20 protein-coding genes are annotated in these 21,548 nt (G+C 62.8%); 15 read left to right on the plus strand and 5 right to left on the minus strand.

Features of this window, described 5'->3' with window-relative positions; genetic code table 11:
• Positions 1-74 precede the first annotated feature (74 nt).
• Complete coding sequence (locus tag ABVQ20_RS21305) at positions 75-1,034, plus strand: DUF1402 family protein (protein WP_354461443.1); 960 nt, start codon at positions 75-77, stop codon at positions 1,032-1,034.
• Between the two features lie 239 nt (positions 1,035-1,273).
• Here ABVQ20_RS21305 and ABVQ20_RS21310 read toward each other — a convergent pair whose 3' ends face one another.
• From ABVQ20_RS21310 to ABVQ20_RS21320, 3 genes are read right to left on the minus strand one after another with little or no spacing between them, the layout of a single operon-like run.
• The gene (locus ABVQ20_RS21310) at positions 1,274-2,503 is read right to left on the minus strand and encodes an NAD(P)/FAD-dependent oxidoreductase (RefSeq protein WP_354461444.1); all 1,230 of its coding nucleotides are present in this window, start codon (positions 2,501-2,503) and stop codon (positions 1,274-1,276) included.
• 4 nt (positions 2,504-2,507) lie between these two features.
• Positions 2,508-2,822, minus strand: a complete 315-nt coding sequence (locus ABVQ20_RS21315; protein ID WP_354461445.1) for a Rieske (2Fe-2S) protein — start codon at positions 2,820-2,822, stop codon at positions 2,508-2,510.
• Positions 2,823-2,863: 41 nt separating this feature from the next.
• Positions 2,864-3,970, minus strand: coding sequence for a fatty acid desaturase family protein (locus ABVQ20_RS21320; protein ID WP_354461446.1), 1,107 nt, complete (start codon positions 3,968-3,970; stop codon positions 2,864-2,866).
• Between the two features lie 171 nt (positions 3,971-4,141).
• On the opposite strand from ABVQ20_RS21320, the gene ABVQ20_RS21325 reads away from it, so the two are divergent.
• The 7 genes from ABVQ20_RS21325 (at position 4,142) to ABVQ20_RS21355 (ending at position 11,631) form a co-directional block, all read left to right on the plus strand.
• Complete coding sequence (locus ABVQ20_RS21325; protein ID WP_354461447.1) at positions 4,142-5,173, plus strand: LacI family DNA-binding transcriptional regulator; 1,032 nt, start codon at positions 4,142-4,144, stop codon at positions 5,171-5,173.
• A 300-nt stretch (positions 5,174-5,473) separates the two neighbouring features.
• Positions 5,474-6,415, plus strand: a complete 942-nt coding sequence (locus tag ABVQ20_RS21330; RefSeq protein ID WP_354461448.1) for a sugar ABC transporter substrate-binding protein — start codon at positions 5,474-5,476, stop codon at positions 6,413-6,415.
• A gap of 111 nt (positions 6,416-6,526) precedes the next feature.
• The gene (locus ABVQ20_RS21335; protein WP_354461449.1) at positions 6,527-7,603 is read left to right on the plus strand and encodes an ABC transporter permease; all 1,077 of its coding nucleotides are present in this window, start codon (positions 6,527-6,529) and stop codon (positions 7,601-7,603) included.
• A 2-nt stretch (positions 7,604-7,605) separates the two neighbouring features.
• Positions 7,606-8,373: an ATP-binding cassette domain-containing protein gene (locus ABVQ20_RS21340; RefSeq protein WP_354461450.1), complete on the plus strand. Its 768-nt coding sequence runs from the start codon at positions 7,606-7,608 to the stop codon at positions 8,371-8,373.
• A gap of 124 nt (positions 8,374-8,497) precedes the next feature.
• Complete coding sequence (gene iolG, locus ABVQ20_RS21345) at positions 8,498-9,499, plus strand: inositol 2-dehydrogenase (protein ID WP_354461451.1); 1,002 nt, start codon at positions 8,498-8,500, stop codon at positions 9,497-9,499.
• Between the two features lie 24 nt (positions 9,500-9,523).
• The gene (locus ABVQ20_RS21350; protein ID WP_354461452.1) at positions 9,524-10,318 is read left to right on the plus strand and encodes an SDR family oxidoreductase; all 795 of its coding nucleotides are present in this window, start codon (positions 9,524-9,526) and stop codon (positions 10,316-10,318) included.
• 221 nt (positions 10,319-10,539) lie between these two features.
• Positions 10,540-11,631: a 3-deoxy-7-phosphoheptulonate synthase gene (locus ABVQ20_RS21355; RefSeq protein WP_354461453.1), complete on the plus strand. Its 1,092-nt coding sequence runs from the start codon at positions 10,540-10,542 to the stop codon at positions 11,629-11,631.
• A 42-nt stretch (positions 11,632-11,673) separates the two neighbouring features.
• Here ABVQ20_RS21355 and ABVQ20_RS21360 read toward each other — a convergent pair whose 3' ends face one another.
• Positions 11,674-12,309, minus strand: coding sequence for a LysE family translocator (locus ABVQ20_RS21360; protein WP_354461454.1), 636 nt, complete (start codon positions 12,307-12,309; stop codon positions 11,674-11,676).
• Positions 12,310-12,437: 128 nt separating this feature from the next.
• On the opposite strand from ABVQ20_RS21360, the gene ABVQ20_RS21365 reads away from it, so the two are divergent.
• Complete coding sequence (locus ABVQ20_RS21365) at positions 12,438-13,136, plus strand: helix-turn-helix transcriptional regulator (RefSeq protein ID WP_354461455.1); 699 nt, start codon at positions 12,438-12,440, stop codon at positions 13,134-13,136.
• A 24-nt stretch (positions 13,137-13,160) separates the two neighbouring features.
• On the opposite strand, the gene ABVQ20_RS21370 is transcribed toward ABVQ20_RS21365, so the two are convergent.
• A complete protein-coding gene (locus tag ABVQ20_RS21370; RefSeq protein ID WP_354461456.1) occupies positions 13,161-14,270 on the minus strand; it encodes a Gfo/Idh/MocA family protein in 1,110 nt (369 codons plus the stop codon).
• A 154-nt stretch (positions 14,271-14,424) separates the two neighbouring features.
• Between ABVQ20_RS21370 and ABVQ20_RS21375 the strand changes: the two genes are divergently transcribed.
• The 6 genes from ABVQ20_RS21375 to iolB all read left to right on the plus strand — a co-directional run bounded on the left by ABVQ20_RS21375 (position 14,425) and on the right by iolB (position 21,335).
• Positions 14,425-15,270, plus strand: coding sequence for a MurR/RpiR family transcriptional regulator (locus ABVQ20_RS21375; RefSeq protein WP_354462242.1), 846 nt, complete (start codon positions 14,425-14,427; stop codon positions 15,268-15,270).
• Positions 15,271-15,412: 142 nt separating this feature from the next.
• Positions 15,413-17,347: a bifunctional 5-dehydro-2-deoxygluconokinase/5-dehydro-2-deoxyphosphogluconate aldolase gene (locus ABVQ20_RS21380; protein WP_354461457.1), complete on the plus strand. Its 1,935-nt coding sequence runs from the start codon at positions 15,413-15,415 to the stop codon at positions 17,345-17,347.
• A gap of 20 nt (positions 17,348-17,367) precedes the next feature.
• A complete protein-coding gene (gene iolD, locus ABVQ20_RS21385; RefSeq protein WP_354461458.1) occupies positions 17,368-19,218 on the plus strand; it encodes a 3D-(3,5/4)-trihydroxycyclohexane-1,2-dione acylhydrolase (decyclizing) in 1,851 nt (616 codons plus the stop codon).
• Positions 19,219-19,336: 118 nt separating this feature from the next.
• The gene (iolE, locus tag ABVQ20_RS21390; protein WP_354461459.1) at positions 19,337-20,254 is read left to right on the plus strand and encodes a myo-inosose-2 dehydratase; all 918 of its coding nucleotides are present in this window, start codon (positions 19,337-19,339) and stop codon (positions 20,252-20,254) included.
• 44 nt (positions 20,255-20,298) lie between these two features.
• Complete coding sequence (locus tag ABVQ20_RS21395; RefSeq protein WP_354461460.1) at positions 20,299-20,517, plus strand: DUF3329 domain-containing protein; 219 nt, start codon at positions 20,299-20,301, stop codon at positions 20,515-20,517.
• 5 nt (positions 20,518-20,522) lie between these two features.
• Positions 20,523-21,335 (plus strand): 5-deoxy-glucuronate isomerase, encoded by an 813-nt coding sequence (gene iolB / locus ABVQ20_RS21400; RefSeq protein ID WP_354461461.1) that lies wholly within the window; start codon positions 20,523-20,525, stop codon positions 21,333-21,335.
• The last annotated feature ends 213 nt before the right edge of the window (positions 21,336-21,548 follow it).

The raw sequence follows: 21,548 nt of genomic DNA on the forward strand, positions 1-21,548 counted from the left end.
GCTGAAGCATGCAGCCCTCGACTCGCCAGGCGGCTTTACCTAGTTTGCCCCGCAAGACTTACAGGCGGCGGCGCATGAAGAAACTGATCCTTGTCATCCTTGGCTTGACGCTTGCGGCGACGCTGTTCGCCGCGGAAGCAGCGACATTGGTGCCGCCGGGAAACCGCAATGCCGAGCAGCCGGACATACCGGGAGCCTCGAGCCGGCGCACGCAGGCGACAAACACCACCTTCCAGGCGAAATACCGCAAGGTCTACGCGCTGCTGCAGAGTGACGCCGATCTCCGCGCCAAGATCAGGAAGGCTGCAACCGCCTATGGCATCGATCCAATGCATATTGTCGGCGCCATCGTTGGCGAGCACACCTACAATGTCGATGCCTACGATCGGCTGCAGACCTACTACGTCAAGGCAATCTCCTATCTGACCAGCAAGCTCTCCTTCGCCTATAGCGGTGAAGACATCACGGATTTCGTGCAGAGGCCCGAATTCAAGACATGCGCTGGAATGTCGGACAGTTACGATCTGTGGGAGTGCCGCGAGCAGGTGTGGAACCATTCCTTCCGCGGCAAGAGCGTCGGGGGCACAAGCTTTCCCGACGACCGTTTCGGCGCCACCTTCTTCCAACCCTACTATGCCGGACAGACGTTCGGACTTGGCCAGCTCAATCCCCTGACCGCCCTGCAGATGAGCGATCTCGTGCACAGGATTTCAGGCCTGCCGAAGCTCGACGTCAGTGATCCCAATGCCGTCTACAAGACCATCATGGATCCGGACCTGACGCTGCCCTATGTGGCCGCCACGATCAGGAAGTCGATCGATGCCTACAAGAGCATCGCCGGCTTCGATATTTCCGGCAACCCCGGCCTCACCGCCACGCTCTACAATGTCGGCAACCCGGAACAGCGCGCCTATGCGCTGAAGGCCGAGAACGACAAGCGCCGCGCCGCCGGCGAACCGGAAAAGCTGCCCGAGGAGAATTACTACGGCTGGCTGGTGAACGATAAGCTGCCGGAGCTCAAGGCTCTGTTTTAGGCGTAGGAGCTCGAGACGGGAGCGACCCTTCAAACAGGTCTGCGCCGCCCCTCATTGCCCTGCCGGGCATTTCTCCCCGTATAGTGACGGGGAGAAAGACGTTTTCGCGGATGTTTTCGCCAATTTTCAACGTTGCAGAGCGCCGAGGTTGCGGCACCTTCTCCCCGTCACTATACGGGGAGAAGGTGCCGGCAGGCAGATGAGGGGCAGCGCCAACGCTTGCAATTGACCCCGATAGTTCACGCCGCCAGCAAGGACTTCAACTTGACCTCTTGCGAGCCAAGCGCCTCCGGCGCCGGCTTCGCCCGCTTGCCGATCAGCATCTCGGCCAGCCTGATGTCGCGGGCGACCGCGTTGCCGGGGCCGATGCCGCTGGCCGCGACCAGCCTGCCGTCCTCAGCCAGATGGAACAGGATGAAGGCGCCGTCGCCGAGATCGCGGCGGACAACGCTGCTTCCCTCATCCGAAAGCCCGGCGATCTGCAGGGTGAGGCCATATTGATCCGACCAGAACCACGGCACCGCCGCGTGGGCCTCGCCGGCGCCCAGCATATTCCTCGCTGCCAACGCGCCCTGTTCCTGTGCATTGCGCCAGGCTTCCAGCCGCACGCGGCGGCCGCCATAGACCGCAAGCGGGAAGGAACAGCAGTCGCCGGCGGCGAAGATATCGGGATCGCCGGTGCGAAGCTCGGCATCGACGGCGATGCCGTTTTCGATGGTCAGGCCGGCCTCGGCGGCGAGCGCGGTCACCGGCACCGCGCCGATGCCGATCACAGCAAGGTCGGCGACGACATCCCGGCCGCCGGTCAGCGAGATACGAACTTGCGCCCCGTCATCGAGGATGGCTGCGATGCCATCGCCGCAAACTATGTCCACGCCTTCGGCGACATGCGCCTGATGGATGATTTCGGCGATCTCGGCCGGCACGCCACGCATCAGGATGCGCGGCTGCGCCTCGATGACGTTGACATCAGCGCCCAGCTTGCGCGCGGCGGCCGCCAGCTCCAGGCCGATGAAGCCGCCGCCAACGATCGCGATGCGGTTGCCGGACTTCAGATGCGCACGGATGGCCAGCGCGTCGGCGAAGGTCCTCAGATAAACGCAGCGCGAACCCAGGCCCGGCATCGGCAGTTTGCGCGGCGTCGAGCCTGTCGCCAGCAGCAGCTTGTCATAGGCAAGGACCGAGCCGTCCGACAGGCGCACCGTGTGCGCGGCGCGGTCGATCGCCACGGCCTGAATGGTATGGATATGCCGGATCGAGCGCTTCGCCAGCATCTCGTCGCTGACGATCGCCTTGATCGCGGGCGCATCGCCGACCATCGCGTCCTTGGACAGCGGTGGCCGCTCATATGGCAGATGCGGCTCGTCGCCGACCAGCGTCACCGGCCCCTCATAGCCGAGGTCTCGCAGCGCAAGGGCGGCGCGCCCCCCGCATTCGCCGGCGCCGATGATGACCATCCCCTTCGTCATGCCATCATCCGATCTGCACGAGGACTTTGCCGGCGTCGACCTTGACCGGATAGGTCTTGAGGTTGACGCAGACCGGCGCGCCCCGGGCCGCGCCCGTCTTGTAGTTGAAGCGGCCATTGTGCTTGGGGCATTCGATGATGTCGTCCATCACCAGCCCGTCGGCCAAGTGCACCTTCTCATGCGTGCACAGGCCATCGGTGGCGAAGAATTCGTCGTCCGGCGAACGGTAGATGGCGAAGGTGCGGCCGCCATGATCGAACCGCATCACATCCTCTTCGTCGATATCCGTGGCGTCACACGCCTCGACCCAGTCGCTCATTGATCCTCCCGATGGAACTCTGTGCCCGGCCCGGGCTGATGTCATTCCGCGGCCATCGCGGCGTCGGTGTGAAAATCCTCGCGATAGGGCTTTGCGGTCGGCGGCAGCTCGCGCTTGATGAAATAGTCTTCATTGCGCAACTGGCGCAGGAAGGCAGGGATCATTTCGCGATAGCCGGCGAGGATCGATGGCGTCGGCGCCGGCAGATCATGCTTGATCAGCGCGTGAAGCTTCGGCAGCGCGTGATAGGGCACCATCGGGAACATGTGATGCTCCACATGGTAGTTCATGTTCCAGTAGATGAAGCGGCTGATCGGGTTCATGTAGACGGTGCGGCTGTTCAGCCGATGGTCGGTGACGTTCTCGGCCAGGCCGCCATGCTGCAGCAGGCCGACCATGACGTGATGCCAGGCACCATAGAGCCTGGGCAGGCCCACCAGCATCAGGGGCAGGAACGAGCCTGTATAGGCAGCCAACGCAATGGTCGCGGCATAGATCGCCGTCCAGATGCGGGCGATGCGGATCGCCTTTGGCTGCTCCTGCTCGGGAATGAAGGTCTTTTCCGACGGGCTGATGATGCCGGCCGCGTTGCGCAGCATATCGCTCATGGCACGCCACGCGTCGAGCACGCCGACGAAACCGAGGATGACGCGCAGCAGATCCGGCGGTCGCATGACGGAAATCTCGGGGTCGCGGCCGACGATGATCGTGTCGGTGTGGTGGCGCGTGTGGCTCCAGCGCCAGGTCACCGGGTTGCGCATGATCATGAAGCAGGCGATCTGATAGATCACATCATTCATCCACTGCGTCCTGAAGGCGGTGCCATGGCCGCATTCATGCCAGCGTGAATCCGTCGAGGAGCCGTAGAGGACGCCATAGACGAAGAAGAACGGCACGCACCACCATGTGCCCCAGAACCAGACGCCACCGGCGGCGCTCAAGATCAGGGCGGCGAGCCAGATGATGGTGTCGCGGATCGCAGGGCCGTCGGAGCGCTGCATCAGCTCCTTCATCTGCTTGCGCGGGATGTCGGTATGGTACCATTCGGCGGCCGATAGCCCGTTCTCGACGGCGAGCTTCGCATCGCGGCCGATCAGGCTGTAATCGCGCCGGGACGGCGTTGCGGATGCGGATAATGTTGCTTCCATCGTGATTGCCTCCGTGGGCACGACATCCGTGAGGGCGAGTTCCCGCATCACAGGTGTTTATTCCCCGCAAAATAACGCCAAGCGATGATAGGCTCAATATCAGAAAGATAGTTTCTATCATTTCCCATCAGAATGATGTATCGTTGAGTCAGGCAATCAGGCAGGAAACTCATGTCAAAACGGCCGACCATCACAGACCTGGCGCGCATTTCGGGCGTGAGTGTCGCCACCGTCGACCGGGTTCTGAACAATCGCCTGCCGGTCCGCGAGGACACGGCGCGCCGTGTCTACGAGACCGCGACCGAGATCGGCTATCACGCCGCCGGGCTGATCAAGCAGCGGATGCGCCACGAGCTGCCGGAGTACAGGCTAGGCTTCCTGCTGCTGCGGCGGGAAGACGTCTTCTACAGCGAATTCGCCCGGGAGCTCGATCTAGCGGTATCCCAGACCCAGCGCTTTCGTGGCGTCGCCACCATCGACTTCGCCGATTCGCTGGCGCCCGACGAGATCGTCGAGCGGATGCGCAAGCTGGCGGCGAAATCCCGGGCGGTGGCCCTGGTCGGGCCGGATCATCCGGCGCTCACCGTCGCCGTCGAGGCCTTGAAAGCCAAGGGCATGCCGGTGTTTTCCCTGCTTTCCGACTTCGCGTCCGGCATCCGTGAGGGCTATGTCGGCCTCGACAATCGCAAGGTAGGGCGCACCGCGGCCTGGATGATTTCGAAGGCGGCGAAGCGGCCGGGCAAGGTCGCGCTCTTCGTCGGCAGCCACCGCTTTCACGGTCACGAACTGCGCGAGATCGGCTTTCGCTCGTTCTTTCGCGAGCAGGCGCCGGAATTCACCTTGCTTGAAACACTGGTCAATCTGGAAGCCAACCAGATCACGCATGACGCCATCATTGACCTTCTGGAACGCCATCCGGACTTGGTCGGCCTCTACGTCGCCGGCGGCGGCATGGAGGGTGCGGTCTCCGCGCTGAGGCAGGCGAAGCCGGCCGAGATGCCGGCGGTCATCTGCAACGAGATCACCGCGCAATCACGCGCCGCCCTGGCCGACGATATCCTCACGATGGTGATCTCCACGCCGCTGGCGGCACTTTGCCGCGAGCTCGTCGCGCTGATGGGTCACGCCCTTGAAGCGGGTGCCGCCAACGCGCCGGGACAGACTTTCCTGCCCTTCGACATCTACCTGCCGGAAAACATCTAGCGGCTGGCACTCCTGCCCTGCCGGGTGGAGTGCAAACCTGTCGAGCGGACCCCGAGAATCCGACACCCGATTTCGGAATCGCCCTTGACGCCTTGCCGCGAAATGGAATAAATATTTCACCAACTAGGTATTTTGGTTCTTTCGTTCCGGAGCAACTGTTTCAAATAAGAGGCTTGGCGTTCCAGCCAACGTGAAGGACGCCGTCCGGAGCAAAAGCGAAATCGGGAGAGATTCCCCGGGTGACCGGGGATTCCGGCTAGATCGGTGCAACCGGACACCAAAATGTGGAGGAGAAACACAATGAAGAAACTGCTTTTGGGCGTCGCCTTCGCGGCGCTGATGAGTTCGTCCGCTATGGCCGCCAAGATCGGCGTTTCAATGGCCAAGTTCGACGACAATTTCCTCACCGTGCTCCGTAACGGCATGATCGAGCAAGCCAAGGGCATGAGCGGCGTGCAATTGCAGGTCGAGGACGCGCAGAACGACGTCGCCAAGCAACTCGACCAGATCAAGAACTTCGCGGCTTCGGGCGTCGATGCGATCATCGTCAACCCGGTCGACACCTCGGCCACGCAGGCGATGTCCGATGCCGCCGCCGCCGCCAAGATTCCGCTGGTTTACGTCAATCGCGAGCCGGTCAATGTCGACACGTTGCCGGCCACCCAGGCTTTCGTCGCCTCGAACGAGTCCGACTCCGGCACTCTTGAAACCAAAGAGATCTGCCGCTTGTTCAAGGCAGCCGGCAAGAAGGAGGCCCATGTCTATGTGATCATGGGCGAGCTGTCGAACCAGGCAGCGGTGCAGCGCACCAAGGACATCGACAACGTGATCGCCACGCCGGATTGCAGCTTCATCAAGATCATCGACAAGCAGACATCGAACTGGAACCGTGATGAGGCCCAGAACCTGATGACGAACTGGCTGTCGACCGGCAAGAAGTTCGATGGCGTGATCGCCAACAACGACGAAAGCGCCATCGGCGCGATCCAGGCCATGAAGGCTGCCAATATCGACATGAAAACCGTTATTGTCGGTGGTGTCGACGCCACCCAGGACGCGCTTGTGGCGATGAAAGCGGGCGACCTCGCCGCAACGGTCTTCCAGGATGCTGCCGGCCAGGGCGCAGGCGCGCTCGACGCGGCGCTGAAGCTGGCCAAGGGCGAGAAGGTCGACCGCAAGGTCTACATCCCGTTCCAGCTGGTGACGCCGGCCAACATCGACAAGTTCATGAAGAAGAACTGAGGCTGCGAGCAGTTCGATCCGGGGCGGCGCTCAACGACAGCGCCGCTCCTCTTCTCCCTCTTCGCTTGAACAGGCGACAGGGACGACCGCAGCTTTTGGAGGATAGAAGACGTGGCACAGTCATCTCATGGTGTCGGAGGGCTTACCTATGATGCGAAGAAACGCTCATGGCCTGCCGAGTTCAATGTTTTCCTGGCGCTCGTCATCCTCGTCGTCATTTTTGAACTGATCGGGCGGATCTTTCTTGGCGACAGCTTCCTGTTCAACACCCGCGGCGACGTCGGCGGCATCTTCAACGAGGCGCGGCTGCAGATCATCATCCTGCAGGTCTCGATCGTCGGCATCATCGCCATCGGCGTGACGCAGGTGATCATCTCCGGCGGCATCGACCTCTCTTCCGGCTCGATCGTCGGCGCCACGGCCATGATCGCCATGAGTTTCGCACAGGTCGCCACGGTCAATGGCAATCCGAACCCCAAGGCGATGTTCCTGGCCCAGGGCTGGACCGACCTGCCGGTCATCGTGCCGCTGCTGGTCGCCATCGCTTGCGGCCTGCTCGCCGGTTTCATCAACGGCGCACTGATCGCCTACACGCGCATTCCGCCGTTCATCGCCACGCTCGGCATGATGGTGACGGCGCGCGGCATTGCCAAATGGTGGTCCAAGGGGCAGCCAATCTCATTTCCCACCGACAGTTTCGCAGCGATCGGCAAGGGCCTGATGCCCGTCATCATCTTCCTGTCGCTGGCGGTGCTGTTCCAGCTGATCATGACCTACACCCGGTATGGAAAGCACTGTTACGCCATCGGTTCCAATGAGGACGCCGCGCGCATGTCCGGCATCAAGATCGCCAACCACAAGATCCTCGTCTACGTCATCGCAGGCATACTCGCCTCGCTCGCCGCCGTGGTGCTGAGCTCCAAGAACCTGACCGCCCAGTCCGGCATGGGCGTGATGTACGAGCTCGACGCCATCGCCATGGCGGTCATCGGCGGCGTCTCGCTGTCGGGTGGCCGTGGCTCGATCATCGGCACGGTGATCGGTTCGCTGATCTTCGGCGTCATCATCTCCGGCTTCACCTTCCTGCGCCTCGACGCCTACTACCAGGAGATGGTCAAGGGTGTGATCATCGTCGGTGCAGTCGTTCTCGACCAGTGGCGCCAACGCCTGCGGGCAATGAGGGCATGACCATGTCAGACATCGTCCTGAAGACCGAAAACCTGACCAAGCATTATGGCGGCGTGCATGCGCTGGTGGGGGCGACCTTCGAGCTGCGCAAGGGCGAGCATGTCGCCATCATGGGCGACAATGGCGCCGGCAAATCGACCTTCGTGCGCCAGATCACCGGTGTCGAGCAACGCACCAGCGGCAAGATGTGGTTCGACGGCAAGGAAGTGAATTTCGCCGGACCGATCGAGGCGCGAGAGGCCGGCATCGAGACCGTGTTCCAGAACCTGGCACTTGCCGATGATCTCGACGTGCCGTCGAACCTCTTTCTCGGCCGCGAGAAGGTGCTGTTCAATCTCGGGCCGTTTTCGATCCTCGACCGCAAGTACATGCGCAAGGCGACCGAAGCGGCACTGGTCCGCACGGCGGTCAAGATCCCCAACCTTTCCAACACCATTCGCCACATGTCGGGCGGCCAGCGCCAGTGCGTGGCGATCGCCAGGACCGCGACTTTCGCCTCCAAGCTGATCATCATGGACGAGCCGACGGCGGCACTGGGCGTGCAGGAGACGGCGCAGGTCGAAAACATCATCCGCACGCTGAAGGAGAATGGCGAGCCGCTGATCCTGATCAGCCACAATATGCGCCAGGTGTTCGACCTTTGCGATCGCGTTGTCGTGTTCCGGCGTGGCCGCATCGTCGCCAACCTGCGCAAAGAGAATACCGACGGGCAGGATATCGTCTCCTACATCACCGGCGCCAAGACCGGAGAGGCGGAACTCGCGGCCTAGAGCCGGGCGGTGGGTCACCCCCGTCCAGGGACGATCCGCCGGGCTAAGAAACAACCGTGTCACCTTTCCCTGACAGGAAGGTGCGGACACAACTCTCTCGAACCATCCCTTAGAGGAAATATCCATGACTGTTCGCTTCGCCCTCCTCGGTGCCGGCCGTATCGGCAAGGTGCATGCCCGCGCCGTGGGTTCCAACCCGCAAGCCAAACTGGTCGCCGTGGCCGACGCCTTTGAGAAGGCGGCAAAAGAACTGGCGTCGGCCTATGGCGCCGAGGTGCGCAGCATCGAAGCCATCGAGAAGTCCAATGACATCGACGCCGTCGTCATCTGCACGCCGACCGACACCCATGCCGACCTGATCGAGCGTTTCGCCAAGGCCGGCAAGGCGATCTTCTGCGAGAAGCCGATCGACCTGAGTGTGAAGCGCGTGGAAAAGTGCCTGGCCGTGGTCGAAAAGACCAAGGCGACGCTGATGGTCGGCTTCAACCGCCGCTTCGACCCGCACTTCGCCGCCGTGCGCAAGGCGATTGACGACGGCGCCATCGGCACTGTCGAGATGGTCACCATCACCTCGCGCGATCCCGGCCCGCCACCACTCGACTACATCGCCCGCTCGGGCGGCATTTTTCGCGACATGACCATCCATGATTTCGACATGGTCCGCTTCCTGCTCGGCGAGGAGCCGGTGGCGGTCAGCGCGCATGCCTCGGTGCTGGTCGACAAGAAGATCGGCGAAGCCGGTGATTTCGACTCGGTCAGCGTCATCCTCGAAACCGCATCAGGCAAGCAGGCCATCATCTCCAACTCGCGCCGCGCCACCTATGGCTACGACCAGCGCATCGAAGTGCATGGTTCGAAGGGCATGGTCGCGGCCGAGAACCAGCGGCCGGTGTCGATCGAAGTGGCGAACGACAAGGGCTATACGCGCCCGCCGCTGCACGACTTCTTCATGACCCGCTATCTCGACGCCTATGCCAACGAGATCGCCGCCTTCATCGCCGCGGCGACGTCCGGCAAGAAGGCTGCACCGAGCGGTGCCGACGGGCTCATCGCGCTTCGGCTGGCGGATGCCGCTCTGAAGTCGGCGACCACAGGCAAGACCGTCCGTCTCGACACGGCAAAGTAAGATCCCAGGCACAGGAGCAGAGCGATGAGCGGTTCAGCCGATCGCAATTCACAAACACGCGCCATCGTCACCGGCGGCGCACAGGGCATCGGCTTCGCCGTCGCCGAGGCGTTGGTCGACGAGGGCTGCCGGGCGCTGGCGCTGGTCGGGCGCTCGCAGGAGAAGGGCGACAAGGCTGTCGCCCATTTCAGACAAGCGGGCGTCGACGCGATCTTCATCAGCGCCGATGTGTCAAAAGTCGCGGATTGCAAGCGCGCGGTCGCGACCGCGATCTCGCATTTCGGCACCATCAACGCGCTGGTCAACGCCGCCGCCACCTCGGCACGCGGCTCGCTGGTCGAGACCAGCGAAGAGCTTTTCGACACGATCTTCGACACCAATGTGCGCGGCCCGTTTTTCCTGATGCAGGGCGTGGTGGCGCATCTGCTGGAGCGCAAGGCGCCGGGCTCGATCGTCAACGTGCTGTCGATGTCGGCGCATTGCGGGCAGTCGTTCCTGACGGCCTATTCGACCAGCAAGGGCGCGCTGATGACCCTGACCAAGAATGTCGCCAATGCCCATCGTTTCAACCGCATCCGCTGCAACGCCGTGCTGCCCGGCTGGATGGATACGGAGGGCGAGGACATCGTGCAGAAGAAATGGCACGACGCGCCGGACGACTGGCTGGCAAAGGCGGAAGCGGCGCAGCCGATGGGCCAGTTGGTGAAGCCGGACCAGTTGGCGCGACTGATCAGCTACATGGTCAGCCCGCAATCGGGCGTCATGACGGGATCGCTGGTCGACTATGACCAGAGCATTGCCGGGTCGTCGCCGGAATAACATCGACTGCATCGCCTCATCAGACGCGTGACAAACGCTTCGGCTTCGACTATATGAGCCGGATGATCCACCTGACCGCCACGTATTGGTACTTTAGCAGCTCGCTGGCGGCGGGAGGATTGCGCTCGATCTGAAGATTGCAGCAACAAGATCCGAACAGCCGCCAGACCTGGCGGCTTTTTTGTATCAGCCGGCAGGTCTCCAATCAGGAGCAGAAAGCCGTGTTGACCACCACAGATGACCTTCGGGTCAAGGAAATCAGGGAATTGAGTACGCCGGACCAGGTGATGCGGGAGATACCGCGCACGCTGACGGCCACACGCACCGTTGCGTCGTCACGCAACGCGATCCACGCTATCTTGAACGGTACCGATGATCGGCTGGTCGTCGTCGTCGGTCCCTGTTCGATCCACGACCCGGTCGCGGCAGTCGACTATGCCAGCCGTCTGGCGGCGCTGCGCGAGAGCCTGTCGGACCGGCTGGAGATCGTGATGCGGGTGTATTTCGAAAAGCCGCGCACGACGGTCGGCTGGAAGGGCCTGATCAACGATCCGGACCTCGATGGCAGTTTCAACATCGACAAGGGGCTGCGGATGGCGCGCAACGTGCTTTCTGCGGTCAACAATCTCGGCCTGCCCGCGGCCACCGAATTCCTCGACATGACGACCCCGCAATACATTGCCGACCTCGTCGCCTGGGGCGCCATCGGCGCGCGCACGACCGAGAGCCAGATCCACCGCGAGCTGGCGTCAGGCCTCTCCTGCCCGGTCGGCTTCAAGAACGGCACCGACGGCAATCTGCGGATCGCCGTCGAGGCGGTTAAGTCGGCTGCCCAGCCGCACCATTTCCTGGCGGTGACGAAGGGCGGACGCAGCGGCATCGCGGCGACCACCGGCAATGAGGACTGCCACGTCATCCTGCGCGGCGGCATTGCGCCCAATTATGACGCGACGAGCGTCGAGGCCGCCAGCGTGGAACTCGCCCGCATCGGCGTTGCGCCTCGCCTGATGATCGATGTCAGCCACGCCAACTCCGGCAAAAAGCCCGAGAACCAGCCGAAGGTGGCGACTGACGTCGCGGGCCAGGTGGCCGCGGGTGACGAGCGCATCGTCGGCGTCATGATCGAGAGCAACCTCGTCGCCGGCCGGCAAGACGTCGTTCCCGGCAAGCCGCTCACCTATGGCCAGAGCATCACCGATGGCTGCATCGACTGGGCGACCACCGAGACGGTGCTGCACGGCCTCGCCGGCGCTGTCGAGTGGCGCCGGTCAGCACGCCGCGCCATGATGGACAACCGTCAGGGAGCTGCCTGATCCGACCCGCGACATGGAGAGGGCGGCGCTTTCCGGTTTGGGTTACGCCGCCTTCAGTCCTTCCCATGCGGCGAATACCGAGACCGCAACGAGCAGCAGTCCGGCCGCCCGGCCTGCGAGAACGGTCGCTCGCGGATTGGCGATCAGCAAGTTGCGGCTGCGACCGGCTGATATCGCAAGCCCGCCATAGATCGCGGCTTGGGTCAGCACGGTCATCAGGCCCATGACGGTTGCCTGCATCCAGATCGGACCATAGTCCGGCTTCAGAAACTGCGGATAGACGGCAAGGACGAACAGGTAGGCTTTGGGGTTGATCAGGCAGGTCATGAGACCCTGGCGAAAGGCTTTCCAGGCGGAGCGGCTGCCGGCTGGCCCGTCCGGGCCGACGGTGATGGAGCTGCGCATCAGCATGACGCCGATAAGGGCCATGTAAGCGGCGCCGGCAATCAGCAGCGGCTTGAACAGGATCGGCACGAAATGCATCAGCAGGCCGACGCCAACAGCGCCGTTCAGCGTATGCACCATGCCGCCGAGCATGATGCCGCCGGTCGCGGCAAGGCCTCTGTCGCGTCCACCGGTCAACGCATTGGCAAGCACGAAGAGCATGTCCATGCCCGGGACAGCGATGATGCCGAACAGGAGGATAAAGAAAAGCCAGAGATTCTCGGCATAACCCATGTCAGTTGTCTTTCGTCCCGTGCAGGCAACCCACCGGGGAATTTGTTGATTTTCAACTCGATAGGCGGTCCTATAAGTCAGTCCAACTGACGGGGTATTGTCAGTTGCCTTCCGGGGCGGAGTGAAGAATGCGCAAGGCGTCACGCCTGTTCGAGATCATCCAGATCCTGCGGTTGGCGCGGAACCCGGTGACGGCGGCGATGATTGCCGAGCAGCTGGAGGTGACGGTGCGCTCGATTTATCGCGACATTGCCGCACTCCAGGCGATGCGCGTGCCGATCGAGGGCGGGCGCGGCATCGGCTATATACTGCGCCCCGGCTTCGACTTGCCGCCGCTGATGTTTTCGATCGAGGAGATGGAGGCGATTGTCTTGTCTCTCGCGCTACTGGAACGCACGGGAGACAGCGAACTCAAGCAGGCGGCCAAGCGTGTGAGCGCCAAGATCGCCGGCGCGGTGCCGCCGCCCTTGCGCCAGGCATTCGAGGCCAATGCACTGCATGCATGGGGGTTCGCCGCGCCCTCGGTCGGCACGGTCGATCTGGCGCTGGTGCGCCGCGCCATCCGTGACGAGGAGAAGCTCGACCTCTCCTATCGCGACGAACAAGGCCGCGCCACCGAGCGCCTCATCCGCCCGATTGCGCTGATCTACTACGCCGAAACCGCCAACATCGTTGCCTGGTGCGAACTGCGCCAGGCGATCCGCAATTTTCGCAGCGACAGGATCGAGGATTGCCTACCGACGGGGCTACGGTTCAAGGGCGAAGGCGATCACTTGCGGCAAATCTGGGTGGACGGCTGGGAGCCGAACAGTTCGACCACCGGCTGAAAAACGCACCGCGAAATAGCAGGGCTACCTTACATCCACCCAGCGCTGCTCCTCGAACGAGCGCGCCATCGCGTGCACAGTGCGCTCGATTTCCAGCCCTTCGGCAAAATCGATGATCCGCGCGGGCTTGCCGGCAAGCCGCGTCAGCAATTCCCGGCATTCGATGATCTTGATATCGTTGAAACCCAGGCCATGGCCAGGCGCCGGCACGAAGGCGTCATAGGGCTTGTGGTGCGGCGCCACCAGGATGGTGCGATAGCCCTGTTCGGTCGGGCGGTCCGATGTGAGGTAGAGCTGGAATTCGTTCATCCGCTCCTGGTCGTAGAGGATCGAGCCTTTCGAGCCGAAAATCTGGATGGCGATGCGGCCCTTGCGGCCCCAGGCCGAACGGTTGACCAGCAGCGTGCCGGCAACCCCGTTTTCCAGATGCATCAATACGCTGGCGATGTCGTAGGTCTCGACGGCGCGGCGCCCGCCCGAGGCGAGCTGGCGATCGGCATAGGGCCTGGACATGTCGCACATGACACGTGCGACGCGGCCGAACAGCACCGAAACCAGCGACAGCGGGTGAACCGCGAAATCGTCGAGCGCGCCATAGCCCGATGTCGCCTCATGCTTCCAGTAGAACTGCTCTTCCGGATCGGCCATGAAGTCCTCATCCATCTCGATGCGCAGATGGTTGACCTCGCCGATGATCTTCTCGTCGAGCAGTGCGCCGATGTGCCGGATCGCGGGATTCTGGATATAATTGTAACCGAGGGCGGCCACCTTGCCCGATTTCTTCGCCGCTGCCGCCATGGCCTCGGCTTCGGCAAAGGCCGGCGCCATCGGCTTTTCGCACCACAGATGCTTGCCGGCCTCGAGGATGGCGATGGCCATTTCCGGATGGAACTGGTTCGGCGTGGTCAGCGAAACGATATCGACTTCGGGATCGTTGACGACGGCGCGCCAGTCGCCCGAGCCCTTCGCAAAGCCGAATTCGGAAGCGCGGCGTTTGGCAAGGTCCGCATTGACCTCGCCGAGATGGACAAGCCTGGGCCTGGTCACATCCGGAAAGACGGTGCTCACCGCATTCCAGGCAATGGCGTGACACTTGCCCATGAAGCCCGTGCCGATAAGACCTACGCCAACCATCTTCCGTTTCTCCACTGCCTGAAGCGTTCGATGGATGAATTAGTCCATTTTTCTGACGAATGGAATGTCTGCCTCATTTTTTATGGCGTTCTTGCGCAGTCTCGTTATGATGGGGCAGAGAGGGCATCCATAGATGAGCCTGGACAGAGCGACGATGGACGAACGGGTACCTCGCGACTTCGAGACGCTGCGCGCCACGATCCTGGATCGGCGCGAAAGCCTGCCGAAGCGCATTGCACAGATTGCCGCGTACGCGCTCGACAATCCCGACGACATCGCCTTCGGCACGGCGGCCAGCATCGCCGCCTCGGCCGGCGTTCAGCCATCGACCTTGATCCGTTTTGCCCAGCAGCTTGGCTTCGACGGTTTCACCAGCCTGCAATCGGTGTTTCGCGAGCGTCTGCGGGAACGCAACTCGTCCTATGACGAAAGGCTGCTGGCATTGCGTGCCAAGGCCGAGGAAGGTGCCGGCCACCGGGCGATCTTCGACGGCTTCGTCGCCGCCGCCAGCACTTCCCTCAACGACATTTCGCGCACGCTGGACGAGGCGCATCTCGAAGATGCGATCGCGCTGCTTGCCAAGGCCGAGACCATCTATGTCCTTGCCAAGCGGCGGTCCTATCCCGTGGCCTCCTACATCGCCTATGCGCTGGGCAAGCTGAACATCCGCAACCAGCTGATCGAATCGGCCGCCGGCCTCAACGCCGAAATGATCGGCTTCGCATCGCCGCGCGACGCCGTCATCGCCATCAGTTTCTCGCCCTATGCAGCCGCCACCATCGAGGAAGCCCGTACCATTTCGGAGCAAGGCGTGCCGATCGTGGCGATCACCGACAGTTCGTTCTCGCCGCTGGCCCAGTTCGCCAGCGTCTGGTTCGAGGTTGCCGAGGCGGACTTTGCCGGCTTCCGCTCGCTGGCTGCGACCATGGCGCTGGCCATGGCGCTGACCGTCGGCGTCGGCGAGAAGCGGCGCGACACAGGCCGCAAGCGCAAGGCCTGACCATGCGCACGAAACGCCAGATTTAAGTTAGGGAACGCTCATTCCATATTGACTATGGATTGGAATTATTATTTCATATCGGTGGCGCCACGCTGCCGCTCGCGCGTGTACCCCAAGACAACAAAGCCGACGGGAGGTTCCAATGAGCGAAGCCGTGGACGCGAAACAGGCGCCGCTCGACGTCATCACCATCGGTCGTGCTTCCGTCGATCTCTATGGCCAGCAGATCGGCTCGCGGCTGGAGGACATCACCTCCTTCGCCAAATCGGTCGGTGGTTGTCCGGCCAACATTTCGGTTGGCACCGCAAGGCTCGGCCTGCGCTCGGCACTGCTCACCCGTGTCGGCAATGAGCAGATGGGCCGCTTCATCCGCGAGCAGCTGACGCGGGAGGGGGTTTGCGTCGATGGGCTGAAGACCGATCCTGACCGGCTGACGGCGCTGGTGCTGCTTTCGGTCGAGGACGAAGGCGTCTCGCCGATGATCTTCTACCGCACCGACTGCGCCGACATGGCGCTTTCGGAAGAGGATATCGACGAAGCTTTCATCGCCTCCTCCCGTTCCATCGTCGTCACCGGCACGCATTTTTCGCGGCCCAACAGCGATGCCGCGCAGCGCAAGGCGATCCGCGCCATCAAGGCCAGTGGCGGCAAGGTGGTGTTCGACATCGACTACCGGCCGAACCTGTGGGGCCTTGCAGGCCACGCCGAAGGGTTCGAGCGCTATGTGAAGTCTGACCGGGTCTCGGCCCAGCTGAAGACGGTGCTGCCCGACTGCGATCTCATCGTCGGCACCGAGGAAGAGATCATGATCGCATCGGGCGCCGATGATTGCCTGAGCGCGCTGAAGACGATCCGCTCACTGTCATCGGCAACCATCGTCCTGAAGCGCGGCGCCATGGGCTGCATCGTCTATGACGGACCGATCAGCGACGATCTCGAAGACGGCATCGTCGGCAAGGGCTTTCCGATCGAGATCTACAATGTGCTGGGCGCCGGCGACGCCTTCATGTCGGGCTTCCTGCGCGGCTGGCTTGGCGGCGAAAGCCTGGCGACATCAGCGACCTGGGCCAATGCCTGCGGCGCGTTCGCCGTGTCACGCCTGCTCTGCGCTCCGGAATATCCGACTTTCGAAGAGCTGCAATTCTTCCTCAAGAACGGCAGCAAGCACCTTGCCTTGCGCAAGGACGAGGCGATCAACCACATCCACTGGGCGACCACGCGCCGGCGCGACATTCCCTCGCTGATGGCGCTGGCCTGCGACCACCGTGTCCAGCTGGAGGATATCGCGGCAAAGGCCGGTGCCGACCTCTCACGCGTCCCCGCCTTCAAGGTGCTGGCGGTGAAGGCCGCGGCAAAAGTCGCGGCCGGTCGCGACGGTTACGGCATGCTGATCGACGAGAAATATGGTCGCAAGGCGATGTTCGAATTTGCGCATCATCCGTTCAGCTGGCTGGGACGGCCGGTGGAACTGCCGGGCTCGCGGCCGCTTCGGTTCGAGTTTTCGCAGGACATCGGCTCGCAGCTCGTTGAATGGCCGGTCGAGCATTGCATCAAGTGCCTGTGCTTCTATCACCCGGATGATCCGGCTGCGCTCAAGGAAGAACAGCAGCAGAAGCTGCGCTCACTGTTCGAGGCCGCGCGGAAAGTAGGGCGAGAACTGCTGATCGAGATCATCGCTGGCAAGCACGGCAAGCTCGACGACACGACGATCCCGCGCGCGCTGGAAGAGCTCTATGCGCTCGGCATCAAGCCCGACTGGTGGAAGCTCGAACCGCAGGCTTCGGCCGGCGCCTGGGCCAAGATCGAAGCGGTGATCCTGAAGCACGACCCGTGGTGCTGTGGCATTGTGCTGCTCGGCCTGGAGGCGCCGCAGGACGAGCTGGAAGCAGCGTTTGCCGCCACCGCCAAGGCGCCCATCGTCAAGGGCTTTGCCGTTGGCCGCACCATCTTCGTCCATGCGGCCGAACAGTGGCTCGCCGGCAAGATGTCGGATGACGAGGCCGTGGCCGACATGGCATCGCGCTTTGAACAACTGACCGAGGCGTGGCTTGCCGCGCGTGGCCGCAAGGCAGCATAAGAACCGCGGGAGGAGACGACATGACCAAGACAATCCGCCTGACGATGGCGCAGGCGCTGACCCGCTTTCTCAGCCAGCAGATGACCGAGATCGACGGCAAGACTGTGCCGATCTTCGGCGGCGTCTGGGCGATCTTCGGCCATGGCAATGTGGCGGGGATCGGCGAGGCGCTCTATCAGGTGCGCGACGCGCTGCCGACCTTCCGCGCCCACAATGAACAGGCGATGGCGCATGCGGCGATCGCCTATGGCAAGGCCAATTTCCGCCGCCGCTTCATGGCGGCGACAAGTTCAATCGGCCCCGGCGCCGTCAACATGGTGACGGCCGCCGCATTGGCACACGTCAACCGCTTGCCGGTCCTGCTCCTGCCCGGCGACGTCTTCGCCAACCGCATCCCCGACCCGGTGCTGCAGCAGGCCGAGGATTTTTCCGACGGCACCGCGACGGTCAATGACTGTTTCAGGCCCGTGTCGCGCTATTTCGACCGTATCACCCGTCCCGAGCAGATCATCCCGGCACTTGCCCGAACCATGCAGGTGCTGACCGATCCGGCAGAATGCGGGCCGGTGACGCTGTCGCTCTGCCAGGACGTGCAGGCCGAGGCCTATGACTATCCCGAGAGCTTCTTTGCCGAACGGGTCTGGACGCCGCGCAGGATACGCCCGGATCGCCGGGAACTGGCGGCCGCCATTGCTGCGCTCAAGGGTGCGAAGAAGCCGCTGATCATCGCCGGCGGCGGCGTGCTCTATTCGCAGGCTTCCGACGAGCTGACTGATCTGGCTGATAGCACCGGCATTCCGGTCTGCGAAACCCAAGGCGGCAAGTCTTCGCTGCCGGACGATCATCCGCTCAACATGGCGGCTGTCGGCGTCACCGGCACCTCGGCCGCCAACCGGCTGGCGGAAGAGGCCGACGTGGTGCTGGCGGTCGGCACGCGCCTGCAGGATTTCACCACGGGCTCGTGGTCGCTGTTCAAGAACGCGGGCAAGACCATTGTCGGGCTGAACGTCCAGCCTTTCGACGCCGGCAAGCATCGCGCGCTGCCGCTGGTCGCCGATGCGGCCGAGGGGCTCGCCGAAATCGGAGCGGCACTGAAGGGATGGAAGGCGCCGTCTGCCTGGACCGACAATGCGGCCAAGGGCAAGAAGGACTGGCAAGCCGATGCGGCCAAGGTGACGGCATCGACCAACGCCGCCTACCCGTCGGACGCGCAAGTGATCGGCGCCGTGCAGCGTGCCATGGGTTCAGGCGTGACGCTGTTGCATGCGGCCGGCGGGCTGCCGGGCGAGTTGCACAAGCTATGGCAGGCCGGCGCGCCGGGTTCCTATCACGCCGAATACGGCTTCTCGACCATGGGCTACGAAATTGCCGGCGGGCTCGGCACCAAGATGGCCAAACCGGACGAGGAGGTCGTCGTCATGATCGGTGACGGCTCCTACCTGATGCTGAATTCCGAGATCGCCACATCGGTGATGCTGGGCCTGAAGCTGACCATCGTGCTGCTCGACAACCGTGGCTATGGCTGCATCAACCGGCTGCAGATGGCGACCGGCGGCGCCAACTTCAACAATCTCCTGAAGGACTCGCGCCACGAGGTCCTGCCCGATATCGACTTTGCCGCGCATGCGGCAAGCCTCGGCGCCATTGCCGAAAAGGTTGCGTCCATCGCCGGGTTGGAAACGGCGTTGAAGCAAGCCAAGAAGAATACGCGCACCACGGTTGTTGTCATCGACACCGACCCCCTGGTTTCGACCGATGCCGGCGGCACATGGTGGGATGTCGCCGTGCCCGAGGTCAGCGCGCGCAGCCAGGTGAACGCCGCGCGCAAGGCGTATGACGAAAAGCGGCAGATGCAAACCATTGGCGACTGACGCCAACGCTGGAGCTTCTCTCTTCTCCCCGTCCCTATACGGGGAGAAGGTGCCGGCAGGCGGATGAGGGGCAGCGCCGACGATCAAGAGTGAAATTGTTCTAAACTGGAGTGACGACGTGAAAGCCAGACTGGGCATGTCCCCCATCGCGTGGTGGAATGACGACCTTGCGGAACTCAGCGATGACGTGTCGCTGGAAGAGTGTTTGCGCCAGTCGCGTTCGGCGGGGTTCACCGGCATGGAAATGGGCCGGCGTTTTCCCAACGACCCCAAGGTCATGCTGCCGATCCTGAAAAAGGCGGATGTCACGCTGTGCGGCGGCTGGTTCTCCGGAACGCTGGTGAATGGAGACATGGCTGACAACAAGGATCGAATCCAGCCGATGATCGACCTGTTCAAGGCAGTGGATGCGCCTTGCATCGTCTATGGCGAGGTCGGCCGCTCGATCCAGGGCGATCGTTCGAAGCCGCTTGCGACCAAGCCGAAGCTGTCGGACGACGAGATGAAGGCCTATGCCAGGCGCCTCACCGAATTCGGCGAATGGTGCGCCGAACAGGGCATGCCGCTGTCCTACCATCACCACATGGCGGCGGTGGTCGAGACGGAGCCGGAGCTCGATGCCTTCATGCGTCATTCGGGAGAAGGCATCCCCCTGCTGCTCGACGCCGGGCATCTGGTTTTTGCCGGCGGCGACGTGTTGCGCGCCATCGACAACCACCACAAGCGCATCAGCCATGTGCATGTGAAGGATGTGCGCATGGCCGTGATCGACAAGCTCGACCGCACGAAACAGTCCTTCCTCGACGCCGTGGCGCTCGGCGCCTTCACCGTGCCGGGCGATGGCTCGCTGGATTTTGGCGCCATCGTCAAGAAGCTTGCTGATTATGGCTATGAAGGCTGGTTCGTGGTCGAGGCCGAGCAGGATCCGAAGAAGAACCCGCCGCTCAAGATGGCTGAGGTCGGCTACAAGGAATTGATGCGGGTGATGACGGCGGCCGGCTATACGGTGGAGACTCAAGGCTTTCCCAATGTCTGAGCGCGGTGGTTCTCGGTGACGCCGGGTTGCTGTAAGTTGGCCGGATGAAAGATTCCGAACATCCATTTTTCCGTCCACTCTGGCGCCGCGTTGCGGTCGTCGCGGTCTGCGTCATCTGGTCCGCGATCGAGTTCGTGACGGGCACGCCATTCTGGGGCGTCATCGCGCTTGGCTTCGCCGGCTACGCGGTCTGGCAGTTCTTCTACCTCTACAAGCCGGCCGATGAGACCAAGGCCGCGACCGAGGCCGAATCGAAGGAATAACCCGAATGTCGAAGCTGCTCGTCAAAGCCAACAAGGGCCATGGCCGCGTCGCCCATGTGACGCCGAAAAGCGCCGGCTGGACCTATGTCGGCTTCGATCTGCATCGGCTAAAGCCCGGCGAGACAGCCTCCGGGCAAACGGGCGATCGCGAGGTCTGCCTGGTGTTCGTCACCGGCAAAGGCAATGCGACGGCCGGCGGCAAGGGCCTCGGCCTGCTCGGCGAGCGCATGTCGCCCTTCGAAGGCAAGCCATGGTCGGTTTACGTGCCCGAGGGGTCGGACTGGTCGGTGACCGCTGATACCGAACTGGAACTCGCGGTCTGCTCGGCGCCTGGCCTGGGCGGCGGCCTGCCGGTGCGGGTCATCGCGCCGGACGATCTCGGCAAGGAGGTGCGCGGCAAGGGCACCAACACGCGCTACGTCACCAACATCCTGCCGGAGGGCAAGCCGGCCGATTCATTGCTGGTGGTCGAGGTCATCACACCTGGCGGCCACACCTCGAGCTATCCGCCGCACAAGCACGACCAGGACAATCTGCCGGCCGAATCCTATCTTGAGGAAACCTACTATCATCGCCTTAACCCGCCGCAGGGCTTTGCCTTCCAGCGCGTCTATACAGACGCCGACGGCAACGGCCACCGCGCGCTCGACGAAGCCATGGCGATCGAGGATGGCGATGTGGTGCTGGTGCCCAAGGGATACCACCCCTGCACCGCCTGCCATGGCTATGATCTCTACTATCTCAATGTCATGGCCGGGCCGAAACGGACGTGGAAATTCCACAACGCCGCCGAGCACGAATGGTTGATGAAAGCGTGATCGATTGGTCCTTCCGCCTGAAGCGGCTGGTCCAGAACGGAAAAATCGTCGGCTAAGGACCGCCCGGCTCGATTTGCCTTAGAAAACCCTTCAAAGCTTCGTCAATCCGTCATGGAAATCACCTATGGCAGCGGGGCTAATGCATGTCGCCCAAAAGTGCGCAGCGGTCTTGGGACGACGACATGCAACAAATGAAGACTTAAAGCGCGTCGC

The organism is Mesorhizobium shangrilense (assembly GCF_040537815.1).
GTDB lineage: Bacteria > Pseudomonadota > Alphaproteobacteria > Rhizobiales > Rhizobiaceae > Mesorhizobium > Mesorhizobium shangrilense.

Bases quoted from the DNA above. Each gene is read 5' to 3' on its own strand.
- ABVQ20_RS21305 (WP_354461443.1), top strand. From the start codon at position 75: ATGAAGAAACTGATCCTTGTCATCCTTGGCTTGACGCTTGCGGCGACG.
- ABVQ20_RS21310 (WP_354461444.1), bottom strand. From the start codon at position 2,503: ATGACGAAGGGGATGGTCATCATCGGCGCCGGCGAATGCGGGGGGCGC.
- ABVQ20_RS21315 (WP_354461445.1), bottom strand. From the start codon at position 2,822: ATGAGCGACTGGGTCGAGGCGTGTGACGCCACGGATATCGACGAAGAG.
- ABVQ20_RS21320 (WP_354461446.1), bottom strand. From the start codon at position 3,970: ATGGAAGCAACATTATCCGCATCCGCAACGCCGTCCCGGCGCGATTAC.
- ABVQ20_RS21325 (WP_354461447.1), top strand. From the start codon at position 4,142: ATGTCAAAACGGCCGACCATCACAGACCTGGCGCGCATTTCGGGCGTG.
- ABVQ20_RS21330 (WP_354461448.1), top strand. From the start codon at position 5,474: ATGAAGAAACTGCTTTTGGGCGTCGCCTTCGCGGCGCTGATGAGTTCG.
- ABVQ20_RS21340 (WP_354461450.1), top strand. From the start codon at position 7,606: ATGTCAGACATCGTCCTGAAGACCGAAAACCTGACCAAGCATTATGGC.
- iolG (WP_354461451.1), top strand. From the start codon at position 8,498: ATGACTGTTCGCTTCGCCCTCCTCGGTGCCGGCCGTATCGGCAAGGTG.
- ABVQ20_RS21350 (WP_354461452.1), top strand. From the start codon at position 9,524: ATGAGCGGTTCAGCCGATCGCAATTCACAAACACGCGCCATCGTCACC.
- ABVQ20_RS21360 (WP_354461454.1), bottom strand. From the start codon at position 12,309: ATGGGTTATGCCGAGAATCTCTGGCTTTTCTTTATCCTCCTGTTCGGC.
- ABVQ20_RS21365 (WP_354461455.1), top strand. From the start codon at position 12,438: ATGCGCAAGGCGTCACGCCTGTTCGAGATCATCCAGATCCTGCGGTTG.
- ABVQ20_RS21370 (WP_354461456.1), bottom strand. From the start codon at position 14,270: ATGGTTGGCGTAGGTCTTATCGGCACGGGCTTCATGGGCAAGTGTCAC.
- ABVQ20_RS21375 (WP_354462242.1), top strand. From the start codon at position 14,425: ATGGACGAACGGGTACCTCGCGACTTCGAGACGCTGCGCGCCACGATC.
- ABVQ20_RS21380 (WP_354461457.1), top strand. From the start codon at position 15,413: ATGAGCGAAGCCGTGGACGCGAAACAGGCGCCGCTCGACGTCATCACC.
- iolD (WP_354461458.1), top strand. From the start codon at position 17,368: ATGACCAAGACAATCCGCCTGACGATGGCGCAGGCGCTGACCCGCTTT.
- ABVQ20_RS21395 (WP_354461460.1), top strand. From the start codon at position 20,299: ATGAAAGATTCCGAACATCCATTTTTCCGTCCACTCTGGCGCCGCGTT.
- iolB (WP_354461461.1), top strand. From the start codon at position 20,523: ATGTCGAAGCTGCTCGTCAAAGCCAACAAGGGCCATGGCCGCGTCGCC.